General features: G+C 56.7%; 14 protein-coding genes and 2 tRNA genes. 10 read left to right on the top strand and 6 right to left on the bottom strand.

Annotation, left to right across the window (positions count from 1 at the left end):
• Positions 1–5: 5 nt before the first annotated feature.
• Entirely contained in the window at positions 6–275 is a 270-nt protein-coding gene (tsaA, locus tag ABSG49_RS09835; RefSeq protein WP_424025954.1) for a tRNA (N6-threonylcarbamoyladenosine(37)-N6)-methyltransferase TrmO, read from the bottom strand.
• Between the two features lie 249 nt (positions 276–524).
• Here tsaA and ABSG49_RS09830 point away from each other — a divergent pair, with 249 nt between their 5' ends.
• From ABSG49_RS09830 to ABSG49_RS09820, 3 genes are all read left to right on the top strand, one after another.
• Positions 525–1,034, top strand: coding sequence for a YbhB/YbcL family Raf kinase inhibitor-like protein (locus tag ABSG49_RS09830; RefSeq protein ID WP_424025953.1), 510 nt, complete (start codon positions 525–527; stop codon positions 1,032–1,034).
• 204 nt (positions 1,035–1,238) lie between these two features.
• The gene (locus ABSG49_RS09825) at positions 1,239–1,700 is read left to right on the top strand and encodes a YbhB/YbcL family Raf kinase inhibitor-like protein (protein ID WP_424025952.1); all 462 of its coding nucleotides are present in this window, start codon (positions 1,239–1,241) and stop codon (positions 1,698–1,700) included.
• 108 nt (positions 1,701–1,808) lie between these two features.
• On the top strand, positions 1,809–2,996 hold the full coding sequence (locus tag ABSG49_RS09820) for a deoxyguanosinetriphosphate triphosphohydrolase family protein (protein WP_424025951.1): 1,188 nt from the start codon (positions 1,809–1,811) through the stop codon (positions 2,994–2,996).
• Between the two features lie 12 nt (positions 2,997–3,008).
• Here ABSG49_RS09820 and ABSG49_RS09815 read toward each other — a convergent pair whose 3' ends face one another.
• The 3 genes from ABSG49_RS09815 to ABSG49_RS09805 form a co-directional block, all read right to left on the bottom strand.
• Positions 3,009–3,200 (bottom strand): hypothetical protein, encoded by a 192-nt coding sequence (locus ABSG49_RS09815; RefSeq protein ID WP_424025950.1) that lies wholly within the window; start codon positions 3,198–3,200, stop codon positions 3,009–3,011.
• Between the two features lie 24 nt (positions 3,201–3,224).
• A complete protein-coding gene (locus ABSG49_RS09810; protein ID WP_424025949.1) occupies positions 3,225–5,303 on the bottom strand; it encodes a protein kinase domain-containing protein in 2,079 nt (692 codons plus the stop codon).
• 89 nt (positions 5,304–5,392) lie between these two features.
• Positions 5,393–6,178 carry an FHA domain-containing protein gene (locus tag ABSG49_RS09805; RefSeq protein WP_424025948.1) on the bottom strand — a complete coding sequence of 262 codons (786 nt, stop codon included), beginning with the start codon at positions 6,176–6,178 and terminating at the stop codon, positions 5,393–5,395.
• Positions 6,179–6,418: 240 nt separating this feature from the next.
• Between ABSG49_RS09805 and ABSG49_RS09800 the strand changes: the two genes are divergently transcribed.
• Entirely contained in the window at positions 6,419–6,649 is a 231-nt protein-coding gene (locus ABSG49_RS09800) for a hypothetical protein (protein WP_424025947.1), read from the top strand.
• Between the two features lie 421 nt (positions 6,650–7,070).
• Here the strand turns inward: ABSG49_RS09800 and ABSG49_RS09795 are convergent, their stop codons facing one another.
• Entirely contained in the window at positions 7,071–8,024 is a 954-nt protein-coding gene (locus tag ABSG49_RS09795; protein ID WP_424025946.1) for a hypothetical protein, read from the bottom strand.
• 188 nt (positions 8,025–8,212) lie between these two features.
• Here ABSG49_RS09795 and ABSG49_RS09790 point away from each other — a divergent pair.
• The 4 genes from ABSG49_RS09790 to ABSG49_RS09775 all read left to right on the top strand — a co-directional run bounded on the left by ABSG49_RS09790 (position 8,213) and on the right by ABSG49_RS09775 (position 10,482).
• A tRNA-Gly gene (locus ABSG49_RS09790) sits at positions 8,213–8,283 on the top strand.
• Positions 8,284–8,291: 8 nt separating this feature from the next.
• Positions 8,292–8,975, top strand: coding sequence for a DUF5612 domain-containing protein (locus ABSG49_RS09785; protein WP_424025945.1), 684 nt, complete (start codon positions 8,292–8,294; stop codon positions 8,973–8,975).
• 1 nt (position 8,976) lies between these two features.
• Entirely contained in the window at positions 8,977–9,549 is a 573-nt protein-coding gene (locus ABSG49_RS09780; RefSeq protein WP_424025944.1) for an L-threonylcarbamoyladenylate synthase, read from the top strand.
• A gap of 9 nt (positions 9,550–9,558) precedes the next feature.
• A complete protein-coding gene (locus ABSG49_RS09775) occupies positions 9,559–10,482 on the top strand; it encodes a nucleotidyltransferase domain-containing protein (protein ID WP_424025943.1) in 924 nt (307 codons plus the stop codon).
• A gap of 68 nt (positions 10,483–10,550) precedes the next feature.
• Here the strand turns inward: ABSG49_RS09775 and ABSG49_RS09770 are convergent, their stop codons facing one another.
• Positions 10,551–11,180: a CRISPR-associated protein Cas4 gene (locus ABSG49_RS09770; RefSeq protein WP_424025942.1), complete on the bottom strand. Its 630-nt coding sequence runs from the start codon at positions 11,178–11,180 to the stop codon at positions 10,551–10,553.
• 230 nt (positions 11,181–11,410) lie between these two features.
• Between ABSG49_RS09770 and ABSG49_RS09765 the strand changes: the two genes are divergently transcribed.
• Together ABSG49_RS09765 and ABSG49_RS09760 are read left to right on the top strand one after the other, a co-directional pair.
• The gene (locus tag ABSG49_RS09765) at positions 11,411–11,704 is read left to right on the top strand and encodes a DUF3467 domain-containing protein (protein ID WP_424025941.1); all 294 of its coding nucleotides are present in this window, start codon (positions 11,411–11,413) and stop codon (positions 11,702–11,704) included.
• Positions 11,705–11,758: 54 nt separating this feature from the next.
• Positions 11,759–11,830: transfer RNA gene (locus tag ABSG49_RS09760), tRNA-Thr, on the top strand.
• The last annotated feature ends 517 nt before the right edge of the window (positions 11,831–12,347 follow it).

Raw genomic sequence — 12,347 nt, 5'->3', positions numbered from 1 at the left:
CCGCATCATTCCTTGACGCAATCCGTTCCCGCAGAGAAGGGCTTGAGGTCTAAGAGGGGCGTTCCGTCCAGCGCATCAAGCCCCCGGTCCACGAGCCGGGTGCCGTCACTGTGGATGAGATCCACCACGGCAAAACCGATCGGGTTGGGCCGGTCAGGCGAACGGGTGGCAAAGACCCCGTGTTCCGTGCGGGTGCCTGGAGGAGTTGCCCTGAGGGTGTCCCGGTCGGAACGGTCGAGCCAGTAAAGGACGATAAAGTGCGGGTGCAGTTCCACGTCCTGCAGCCCTCCGCATAGGCCGGATAGACCTCGATCGTGAATTCCATATCCGAGAACCGCCCCTGCCGGGGTGCATCCCTGCGCTGGAGGTACGGCGAACGGATTACCCCAATGGGTTTCAGTTCCGCGGGACCGTGGGGTTCATGTGTCATACCCATGTACTGATGGATCTCGTGTCCGGTATTAAAATGGTAACCGAAGGATAGGGAGGCAAGCTTCAAACGTCTCACGCACAAAGTCACAGGTATGGTGCCCCTTGTCATCTCGCTCGACTTCCTCGAATTCCCACCAACCCATACTTGTGATGGCGAAAACCTTTCGCCCCGTATCCTGCTCAAGGGCCTTGAGGCAACGTCAGTCGCGGTGATGGTCTTCAACCCGTTCGAGAAATCCTGCTGTTCCTTCACCCCGTGGATCTGCTGGAACCTCCCTCCTCTTCCCATTATTCCCGCCGGCATCCCCTGCAAAGGCACCGTCACGGTGCCGGTGCCGGCGGTCCAGGGCATTACGGACTACGGGACGATCGGGTATACCGGGCCATGCCCGCCACCCGGGGAGATGATCCGGTACCAGTTCAAAGTATACGGGCTGGATGCCATGCTCAACCTCCCGCCAGGTTCGGACAAACATGCCCTCGTCGCCGCGATGAAAGGGCACGTCCTCCAGTTCGGGGAGACGGTTGCGATCTGTCTGCGGAAAGTCCATCCGGAACATAAGGAGCCGGGCAGTACCTACAATAAGCACCCGGCACATTAACCCTCAAGCAGACGGAGACTTTTAAGGAGAATCTTGAAGTCAGCCTTGACTTTCTGGAGTTCCCTCCTGCCCATACCCGTAATGGGCTGAACATATCGCCGAAGATCACGGGCAGCTCTGGAGAAGCTGTTACGTAAGGGGAATGTCTTGATCATCACATTTATGGGAGACCTGCCCCTTCATGCAGGTACAGGAGTTAGTATCATGGAAGACCTCAAGGTAAAAATTTCCGTTACGGTTCTCCCGGGCGACTACACGTGTGACGGTGAGGACCGGTCGCCGGAGATCGATGTCGGCGGCGTAAATACAAAAAAATCGAAATGCCTGGCGATCATGGTCAACGATCCGGACGCTCCCGGCGGCGGAGGATTCATCCATTGGATCGCGTGGAACATGGAGCTGGTGAAGATGATTCCCGAGCGGATCCCAAAGACGCCAGAAGTGACCTTCCCCATCAAAGCAGTGCAGGGGACCAACAGTTTCGGGACGATCGGGTATGCCGGCCCCTGTCCGCCGAAAGGCCAGACGCACCGCTACTTCTTCAAAGTCTATGGGCTGGATACCGAACTCCCGCTGAAGGCCGGTGCAACGAAAAACCAGTTCGTTGCTGCCCTGCAGGGCCACGTGGTCCAGTACGGCGAGACGTATGTCACATACGGGCGTTAGGTGGCATCTGGTTCTGTGATGATCCCTCGATTCTTGTTCCATCCAGAAAAATGCAGGCTTCATCCGGTTTCGTCACGCTTAACATCTTCCTGTACAAAATGACCTGCCATGAAGAAGCCGGCTCGTACACGGGCGCGTGATCCGCGTCTCGCATCTGCCATAAGCGCCCTGGCCGGGAAACGCGAGGCACTCCTCTCCCCGCTGGCCACGACCAGTGCCGATGCCGTGCGGAGGCACAAGAGGGTACCGGAGGACATCCGGACGCCCTATTCCCGCGATGCCGACCGGATCATTCATACCCGTGCCTATACGCGGTACATCGATAAGACGCAGGTCTTTTATCTTGTGGAGAACGACCATATCACCCACCGTGTCATCCACGTCCAGCTCGTCTCGAAGATCGCCCGGACGATCGGGCGGTGCCTCCGGCTCAACGAGGATCTGATCGAGGCGATCGCCCTCGGACATGACATCGGCCACATCCCGTACGGCCATTTTGGCGAGACCTGCCTCTCAGCGCTCTGCGAGCAGTATGGGATCGGGAAATTTTTCCACAATGTGCAGAGCGTCCGGTTCCTCGACCAGATCGAGGACTGCGACCTGACCTTGCAGGTGCTCGATGGAATCCTCTGCCATAACGGAGAAGCTGACGATGTACGGATTGCTGCTGAACCATGTGCCAGCTGGGCAGCGTTTGACAAGAAGGTGCAGGACAATGCCGATGGAAAGCGCTCACGGTCACCGATGACGCTCGAAGGGTGCGTGGTCAAGTTCGCCGATACTATCGCTTACATCGGCAGGGACCTGCAGGACGCCCGGGATGTCGGGCTTATCGACGACGCAACGCAGATCCCGGAGAACTCCCGGGAGGTACTCGGCGGCACGAACCGCGAGATCATCAACACCCTGATCTACGATCTGCTCGAGAACAGCGATACGGAAGAGGCGGGGTTCATCTCCTATAGCCGTGATGTGGAATCTGCACTGATCGGCCTGCGCACCTTCTCGCGGGAACACATCTACGACAACCCGACCCTGACGTCGGAGCGCGGGAAGATCGAACGGATGTATGCGACCCTCTTTGGCTCCTGTCTTGAATCTCTCAGCAAGAAGGACACTGCTACAAAGATCTACACGGACTTCATCGATTCAGGGTGGACGAGCGCGCACTACCTTGAATCCGCAACCCCGTCGGAACTGGTCCGGGACTTCATCGCCGGGATGACCGACCGCTACTTCGCGAAACGCTACGAGGAGTGCGTGATCCCGCGCAGGGTCGTGGGGAAGTTCCGCTGAATAAAACAGGTTTTAATCGTATTTTCCTTTTGGCTCCGTCCAGCCGGTGAACCCGCAGTAGATGCACCCCACGCCCTCGCAGTGCCGGCAGAGTCGTTTGGGGGCGGTGACGAGGACCATGCCGGTCTTGTTGCAGTACAGGCAGCCTTCACCATCGCAGTGCCGGCAGGTTGCGGGCTCGTACGTCTTCTCCCCGCCGGTCACGGGATCAGACCTCCCACGGAAAGCTCATTCATCGTCCTCATCGAGATATCCTTGGAGGGCGTCGTGGAGTGCAGATGCAGACTGGTAGCGCTGTGCCGGGTCCTTCTCCATGCACTTTAAGATGATCTTCTCCACCGCCTCTGCATCAGGGTTATATTCCGAGGGAGGTATAGGTTCTTCCCGTAGGATCGCATTGCCCACTTCCACGATACTCTCGCCACCGAACGGAATGGAACCGGTGACCAGCTCGTAGAAGACCACGCCGAGCTGGTAGAGATCGGTCCGCTCGTCCGTCCTCCCGAACTCGGAGGGGGAGACCTGCTCCGGCGCGGCATAAGAGAGGGAAAAACCCGCAACACTCGATTTTTTTACATCGGCAGCGAGCACCTTGCTCATGCCCCAGTCAGTGATCTTGGGCACGAAGTCTTTTGTCAGCAAGATATTGTGGGGCTTGATATCCCGGTGGATGAACCCGTGTTCGTGGGCGTACTGGAGACTGTCCGAAACACCTGTGATGAGGTGGACTGCCTTCCACACCGGCATCGGTTTTGCGATCTCCTCGAGCGAGCTGGGAACAAACTCCATCTCAACGTAGGGAACCGGCAGGATGTTGACCGCTGATACCTCGACAATATTGGGATGGCGCAGGGTCTCCCATGCGGCAATCTCATTAAGGAAACATTTGCCGGTCACTTCATCGAAGCTGATGGGTATCTTCACTGCTACCTTGATCCCATCTGTTTTGCGGATCGCCGAGAACACCCATGCAATGCCCCCTCTCCCGACAAACGTGATGTCGGTATATTTGTTCTCGAGTTCCCGGGGGAAGTAATTCTTCTGATCGGTCGCCGCCGGCTGGGGGCCGGTCATGGTTGCCTCAGATCCCGTCACGGTCTTTGCTGCCGGCATGGTAACGAGAGCCCGGGTCCGTTCGACCGCGGTCCGCAGGACGGATGCCACCTGGGTGACCGCTGGCACCGGGGAGGGGAGCGGCTGCCCGGCCTGTTTCCGTGAGAGGAAGAAATACCCGCCGATACCGGCCAGGACGAGGCCGATAATAATAAGAACAACGGCCGTCAGGGGGATGTTCTGCCAGGTCCGTGATGCGGGAGCGGATGTGGAGGGAAGAACTGTAGCTGCCGTCGGGATTTTCGCTGGCAGCTGGCTTACCGGGAGTGGTGCTGCGGACGTCGTGAGGGTGATCGGCCCGCCCGTACCCCCGGCAGTGACCGTCCCCATCCCGGTGTAGTACTCCAGCGGGTCCATCAGGGGGTACGCATCACTGCTATACGGGTTTGTACCATCACCGGTTCCCCCTGTACCGATCGTTGTAATGTACGGCGTGTCCCCGATCCCGTCACCATTCTTGTCCCTGCCCCGGTAATCATTCCAGTAATTGCCCATGCGACTCTGTTCGCTCTGGCCAAGATACGTGTAACTGAACGTGGACGCGGTGCTCCACGTGGAACCGGGGCTCCTGGAGAGCACGTTCTGCGTGTTAGAGAAGATATTGCGGGTGATCGTGTTGGTACGAGAACTCTCATCCAGCGAGATCCCGACGTAATTATCATGGAGGTTGTTCTCATCGATCAGGTTGCCGCTTGCCGATTCAAGGACGATACCGGCGCGGTTGTTCCCCGTGATCTCATTGTTGATCACGGTGTTCTTATCTGCCGAGACTAGGGCAATCCCTTCCGCATTGTTCTTCAGCGTATTATGACGTATGGAATTACTGCCCGAGGTAATTCGAATCCCGCTTCCGGTTCCGCTGTTCTGGATGGTAAAACCCTGGATAGAACACCCGTCAGCAAGGATCTCCACGACATCTCCGCTCTTGCCGGGTGTTATAACCGGTGCCCCCCCACCGCTATCCACACCGATAAGTATCAGTTTTTTGTCAAGTTTGATATTCTCTACGTAGGTCCCGGACTCAACACGGATGGTATCACCGCCGCTCGACCAGTCAACGGCATCCTTGATGCTGGTGAACTCAGCACCGGACGGGGCAACGATGTGATCAGCAGCCGAAACCGGCAGGCAGAGGATGGTGAAGGCAAGCGCGAACAGGGCCAGAACACATAAACTGCGGTGCAGCGGGATCATGGGATATCCTTGTGGGTTTCTTGTACGATCCGCGAGGTGAGGATGATTGATATGCATGTGCGATTATTCATCAAAAGGACCGGCTCATCTCAGGACTTCCTGGGAAGGATCATCAGGAGTTTCACACCGGATATTCCTTTCGCGAGTTCGATTAAGTCCCCGTCCTGCACAGGAGTCCGGTCATTTTTCTCCAGTTTGCGGTTGTTCAGCTGTGTTCCCCCGGTACTTCCGGAATCCTCGATATACCATGTCCCCTTCTCACGGATAAATTTCCCGTGCGGGCGGGAGACCCGGGTCACTGCCGTATAACCGTCCGACAGCACCACATCTGCCTCCGGCCGGAATGAGGCGGAATTCTCCGGGTCATTCCTGCCGATGTTGATCATGTCATGTTTCAGCAGGAACACTTTTCCGTCATCCGGGCCGCCAAGAGCGATCGCAGCGGGGATATTGCCCAGCACTTCTTTTGACAGGGTCCCTTTCACTTCATCAAGGCGGCGTGAGATCTCACTGCCGACAACCTGTACCCGCGTGTTGGAGAAGAGCCCGAGGTTCCTGATGATCGCTTCAAGGCCGCCCGGGACAAGGGAGTATTCCCAGACCGGGTGAATACCCTTTGACGTAGGGGCACCAAGCCCTGCCTCTTTTTTTATGACACCGATACTCAGGAGCTTGTCGAGATGTTTTTTCGTGTTTTCGTAGCTGGTCTCGATCTCCTTTGAGATCGCCCGCGCATCGCGGGGTTTTTTCTCCAGGAATTTTAGTATCCTGAGCCGTGCACTGCTCGAGAGCACGTCCAGGTATTCCGACAGTTCCTCCAAGGAATCGGACTCTTCGTGTACAATTATCGTAGGAGATTTATCCGCGGGATCCATAGCGCTCCACCATGGGTTATAATGCCTGACCTATTGGTTATGGGAAGATAAGGGCATGACGGTTTATATTTCCTCCCCATAGGCTCATCCGCGGGGTTTGTCGATTTAACCCCGGAGTTACATGCTCCAACCAGGGGGATTTGGGGTATTTATCAGCAGGTAGGACCGACCGTATATTCAGGTGATGCACGAGTCTGATTCGGCGTGTCACCGACCCATCTAACAAGAGGAAACCGCCACATGAACACCGGCATAATCATGATCGGTCTTGCGCTCATCCTGTTCTCGGTAGCGTTGATGGTATCCCCATCCGCTGCTGCCAGTCCGGACACTGCCTGCAGCCTTGGCTGCGGGAGTACCATCTTCCTTCCGAACCACAGTGTTGAACAAGGATGCCAGAGTGCGGGAGGGGATTGTGGGATATCCTGCATTCCCGAAAAGATCGTGACTGGTTCTGTATCATTACCCTGATGCCTCATGCCGGGTCCGGTACGGTAACCACCAGCATGCCACGCACCCGTATGAACGATGAACATCCATGCACGTCCCCGGCACTTGTCGCACACGAAGCGCCGGGATGCTGCTCACCGCAAGCACAAGCCCCATGCAGCCGGCACACATCGCCGGTATGGGATCAACTCTCACTCCAGAGATCCGGAGGTTGCCACGCCTCCGGGAATCATACACGAAAAGCCATACAATACTTTTTTAAAAAATTCATACCGACCGTGAATGAAAAACGGGGACGTTTGGCCACACCTGTTGAAAATCGTGAATAAAGGTTGTCCTGATAGGATGGAAATTCACGGTCAGATATGTTCAGGGTAGAGAAAATCCCTGTAAGATTTTCCCTGCCGTAGGATTTCCTTAAAAAAAGGTTTTCCAGACCGGCTCAGTTCCTTCTCTTCAGGAACAGGACATAGCACAGGCCGGTAACTCCCAGGGCCGCTACGGCAGTAATTCCCATCAGCGGGGAGGCGGGAGTGGTTGTCGGATAGGGAGTCAGCTGTGTGATTGTCGGTTTCGGAGTCGTCATCGGGGTTGCGACCAAGGGGGCTGTCGTACCTGTAACTGCAGCAGTCAAGGCCGGTGTAGCGGTTACCGTAGCCGGGATTGTGAGCCGGACATTGTCGATATAGCCCTTCGCATAGATGCCCATCATGCCGTAATCGCCGATCGATCCCAGGTAAATGCGTTTCATCCCGCGCAGGTCCTCACCGGTGTTTACGTAATAACCCCAGATCTCCTTCCCGCTCGTCTTCTCGTTGACCTTCATGCTGAGAACCCTCTGATCCCCGTTGTAGTTCACCGTAACGTGATAGGTCTTGTTGAGCTCGTATTTTACGGTCGGCCCGTCGTACGCGGAGGGGCCGCTGGAGAGGGTGTCACCACTCTCGCTGTTGACTTCCACCATCTTGTTACCGGGCGTGACCAGATGCAGCCACATGATCTGCCCGAACTTGGCATTGGTGAATTCCGTTAAGACATTGGGGCCTTTGGCAGGATCCATATCTGCTCCTGAAAAACCAAGGCGGAAGGTTGCACCTTCGTCTACGCTATTAAGGATGACATCATATTCGAATGTGAACGGTCCGCCATCGTAATTGTCAACAGTCGCGTACGCATAGGCACCCGTACTCGGTTCGATCGCGAAATGATACATCTCGAGACCCGGGTCCCAGTAATCCGATGAAGGATTGTTCGTTATCCACTGGGGGTTCGTTGCAAATGAGTTCTGGTACAGCACACTTACTGATGGGTTTGCGGCCTGGACCGGGAACGGGGATACCAGTGCCAGCAGGCAGGTTATAACGAGGAGATATAATACCAAGGTTCGTGATTTCATGCAGATTCGTCCTGTTTTTATTCCTGGGCTTACCGCGGACAGTTCCTGTGCGGAAGATATGCCGGATAGTAAGGCGGCTTATCGTATACGTACTTTGTCCTCCACTCATAAAAATATCGAACCGCAAGGGAAACAGGATATATTTATGTTAAAATCACGTACTATAAGAGAACAATAACTAAAAACAAGCGATAATAGTCTAGCGGTAGGACAGGAGCTTCCCAAGCTTCTAACCCGGGTTCGATCCCCGGTTATCGCATCCGACCTATGGAGTCTGAACCTGAACGCTCGGCAATACGGATCATCGCGGAGAACCGCAGGGGCGTCCTCCGGGACATCGCTACCGTAGTTGCCGACCATGACGCAAACATCGTCATGATCAACCAGGAAGTGTTTGACTCCGGCCCGTACTGCGGGATGGCCGAACTCTATTTTGAATATGACTGCGGTGATGCGAGCGATCACGAAAAGCTCCTCGAGGACCTGAACGATATCCCGTCCGTTAAAGAGGTGAAGGCGTACCAGCCGTTCGGGAATATCTTCGGGTCACGCGTGATCATCATCGGGGGCGGAGCACAGGTCGCACAGGTTGCCCTTGGTGCGGTGAACGAGGCGGACCGGCACAACATCCGCGGGGAGCGGATCTCGGTGGATACGATACCGCTTGTCGGGGAGCGCACCCTGGCCCTTGCGGTGGACGCGGTCGCCCGCCTGCCCCGGGCATCGATCCTCGTGCTGGCCGGTTCGCTTATGGGCGGTGATATCTCGAAGGCCGTGGACCGTGTCAGGGATGCGGGGATACCGGTCATCGCCCTCAAGATGGCAGGGACCGTCCCGGAGCATGCCGACCTCGTGGTTACCGACCCGATCCAGGCCGGGGTCTTTGCCGTGATGCACGTCAGTACTAAGGCAGTCTTCGATATCAACCGCGTCCGCGGGCGGGAATTCTAAAATGGATATCATCGGGAAGGCCGTATCGGTCCTGATGCACGACGGTATCGTTATCTATCCCACTGAGACGGTGTACGGCCTCGGGGCCGACGCGTTCTCCGATGAGGCGATCCTGAGGGTCTACGAGGTGAAGAAACGCCCGCTCGCCATGCCTATCTCGATTGCAGTCTCCGACTTCGAAATGCTCAATGCGGTCGCCCGGACAGAGCCGTGGATGCAGGAGTTCTTCGAGGCGTTCCTCCCGGGGCCGGTAACGGTGGTTCTCCCCGCAAGAAAAAGCGTCCCGTCAATCCTGACCGGGGGTACCGGCATGATTGGCATCCGGATACCGGCACATCCGCTCGCCCTCCAGCTTATCACGCAGTTCGATGCCCCGATTACCGCAACAAGTGCCAACCTCCATGGGGCAAAAGACCCCCGGACACCGGATGAGTGCACCATTCTGCGGGAGCTGCTCATCGACGGAGGAAGGCTGCCCGGCATCCCGAGCACGGTGGTCGATCTGGCGGGGAAGCGGATCATCCGGAGCGGCGCCGGTGTCGACCGGGTTGCACAGTTCCTGCTCTCCCACTAAGGTATCCCCATGTTACCGCTGCGCCTGCGTGATTTCATCGAGGATAAAGACGGCTGGCTCTATGCCGTCTCCACGTATGACAACGACGACCGGATCGGGTGCGTGCTCCGGTACGTGCCCGACAAAAACGGGGAGCGGGTCCACCCATCCGGTCGCCGCTATACCAAATACGATTTCGAAGAGGCCTTTGCCCATATCGCCCGCTACAAGCCGGAATACGCCGGCCTCCTCCACCGCATCCCTCACGCCGATGTGAAACGGGTGCTCAAACCCGACCTCGAGATCGGCCGCATCGCTGCTGCCTACCCCCGGGTGAAAAAACTCGTTGGCCTCTTCTCCCTGCCGGAAGGGGCAATCGGGTGTACCGGGTCGCTTCTCTGCGGGCTTGCAAACGAGAGTTCCGACATCGACATGGTGGTGTACGGGAAGCACTGGTTCGCTGCACAGGAACTGGTCTGTCAGGGCATCCTTAACGGGAAGATCGAGGGGCTCTCTGAAGACATGTGGCGGAAGGTCTACGACAAGCGCAGGCCGGAGATCCCTTACGATGTGTTCGTGCTCCACGAGCAGCGGAAATGGAACCGGGGGCAGATCGAGGGCACGTACTTCGACATCCTGTATACGAGATCCTATGACGAGATCCGTGGCGCTCCCTCCGGGAAGGGGAGGGTGATGGGAACGATGACCATCGAGGCAAAGGTGACGGATGCCTCCCTGGCGTTCGATAACCCTGCCGTCTACGAGGTTGACCACGATACGGTGAGCCGGGTGCTCTCATTTACCCACACGTATAGCGGGCAGGCGCTTGACGGTGAGACGATCGAGGCCTGTGGGGTCCTGGAACAGCACGGAGACGAGGGATGGCTGATCGTGGGGACTACCCGCGAAGCCCGCGGGGAATATATCATCTCCTTAACGCTGCTCGGACAGTGATTCCGCTTGAGTGGTCGAGGGTTTGAGGACCTCGGCAGGACCTCAGCTGTTGAGGAGGGCTGCCTCCCTCACAACAGCTCGCTCAGTCTCCGCCCGACACTGCTCTCGCATTTCTCCTTGTACTTGCACCGGTTGCAGGGAGCGTTGAGCGGGTGCATCGGCATCCCGCCTTTGCGGATCTCCCGGAGTTTGTGCAGGGTCGCGATCACGAGCCTCCGGTCCCGGGGCTGGACCGCGTGGAAACGGGAGATCCCGTCCGGTATGTACTCTATATTTCCCCCGACCACTTCCTTACCGGTCATTTCCTCGAGACAGAACGCGATGGCGGCAATCCGCAGCCGGTCGGAGGCATACGTGCCAAACGGCATGGCACCGGCTGCCCGGATGATGGAGAATGCGCCGTCATCAGCGATACGGTCGATCATCCCTGCCATCGCATGTTTGTCCGACACGACCCGCACGTCCGTCTGCACCGCAGGTTTCCATTCGGTTTTATTACAGGCTGTGATGCAGAGATCCAGAAATTCCCGTATTGCGGGATCGATTGCCGGGCGGACTGCGGTTACTTCGTCCCAGACGGCGTCTGCATCAGGAAGCTTGCCGAGATGATAGGAGAGCTGCTTGCAGATCGCGTAGCGATCGGATTCCGTGACGGGATCGCGCTGTTCGTAGTAAAACCGGACCGGGCAGGTATGCACCCGCACCAGGTCCGAGATCGTTACATATTCGCCGTGGGCCGTCAGGATGATTCCTCATGCAAGGGTGGGAAACCTATCGGGTTAAAGGTATTGAATCGCAGTTGGTCAAGGAATATTCCTGAGCAACCGGCAGGCACGGGGGGGATGCATCTCTGCTTTTCAGACCGTGACCCCTTCTTGGAAAAAAATGTAACCAATGTTTTCATACCAGCAGGGCATATCTGTTCTCTATGACATCGCAGGAAATATCGGTCAATATTCCGCCCACCCTCGACCCCGTGTACAGCAACATGATCCAGATCGCGTACAAGGACGATGAATTCACCTTTATGTTCCTCCACCAGCTCCCCCAGGTGAACCAGGCCCGGGCCAAGGCGATCGTCTCCATCACGCCATCGCATGCCAAGAACCTCCTTGCCGTGCTGACCAAGACCGTGGCGGACTACGAGTCCAAGTTCGGCACGATTGCCCACAAGGAGAGCACGGGAAAAGAGAACGTGACTGCGTTGAGCGGATATTCATAACATTTTTGATCCACAGATTTTAATAGCGCCCAAACCGATATTGTGAGGTATTACGCCGCCGTGGCTTAGCGGTATAGCGGCTGATTCGTAATCAGCAGGTCGGGGGTTCAAGTCCCCCCGGCGGCTTTTTGACCGTGGGTTCGGGTCTAATTCTTTTTTTCGGCTCAAATTGGGCTTATTTCCCTTATGGTCTTTTACAGAGAAAACGATGGCCCTGATCTCCCCTGCCGCCTCAAAACCGGGGTGCATCCCGATCAGCACATAGGGCGACGGATCTGAAGGAGAGCGGCCGACCGGGACGCACGAGCGGGTTCTCTTACTGAAACCGGGGCATCCGTACGAATGCCATATCATGCAAGACCAAGCACACTGCCAAGGTGGCGAGATTTGCACGTCATATAAGCATCCCGGCGATCTGAAATATTATACCGCGCCATCGACTCACGTTCCTGATGATAACCATGATGGGGAAACATGGTGGTACTATGGATCCGCGGAGCACCCACACTGGCGCCCGGAATGTGAGCACCCGCTTCCTGTGCCCGGGTGGAAAATGCTCAGCTTTTTTGTATAGGTACCCCGGATGCTGTCCCCCGTATTTGACCCTGTTATCCGCTCTTGGAGATGTAAGGGATTTATATAC

This window comes from Methanoregula sp., assembly GCF_049510175.1.
Taxonomy (GTDB): domain Archaea; phylum Halobacteriota; class Methanomicrobia; order Methanomicrobiales; family Methanospirillaceae; genus Methanoregula.
Note: the sequence above shows the minus strand (reverse complement) of the source record. Positions and strands in the feature narration are given on the sequence as shown.

Excerpts from the sequence above, each read along its gene's own strand:
- ABSG49_RS09830 (WP_424025953.1), top strand. The coding sequence starts at position 525 with ATGGTGCCCCTTGTCATCTCGCTCGACTTCCTCGAATTCCCACCAACC.
- ABSG49_RS09825 (WP_424025952.1), top strand. The coding sequence starts at position 1,239 with ATGGAAGACCTCAAGGTAAAAATTTCCGTTACGGTTCTCCCGGGCGAC.
- ABSG49_RS09820 (WP_424025951.1), top strand. The coding sequence starts at position 1,809 with ATGAAGAAGCCGGCTCGTACACGGGCGCGTGATCCGCGTCTCGCATCT.
- ABSG49_RS09810 (WP_424025949.1), bottom strand. The coding sequence starts at position 5,303 with ATGATCCCGCTGCACCGCAGTTTATGTGTTCTGGCCCTGTTCGCGCTT.
- ABSG49_RS09805 (WP_424025948.1), bottom strand. The coding sequence starts at position 6,178 with ATGGATCCCGCGGATAAATCTCCTACGATAATTGTACACGAAGAGTCC.
- ABSG49_RS09800 (WP_424025947.1), top strand. The coding sequence starts at position 6,419 with ATGAACACCGGCATAATCATGATCGGTCTTGCGCTCATCCTGTTCTCG.
- ABSG49_RS09795 (WP_424025946.1), bottom strand. The coding sequence starts at position 8,024 with ATGAAATCACGAACCTTGGTATTATATCTCCTCGTTATAACCTGCCTG.
- ABSG49_RS09785 (WP_424025945.1), top strand. The coding sequence starts at position 8,292 with ATGGAGTCTGAACCTGAACGCTCGGCAATACGGATCATCGCGGAGAAC.
- ABSG49_RS09780 (WP_424025944.1), top strand. The coding sequence starts at position 8,977 with ATGGATATCATCGGGAAGGCCGTATCGGTCCTGATGCACGACGGTATC.
- ABSG49_RS09775 (WP_424025943.1), top strand. The coding sequence starts at position 9,559 with ATGTTACCGCTGCGCCTGCGTGATTTCATCGAGGATAAAGACGGCTGG.
- ABSG49_RS09765 (WP_424025941.1), top strand. The coding sequence starts at position 11,411 with ATGACATCGCAGGAAATATCGGTCAATATTCCGCCCACCCTCGACCCC.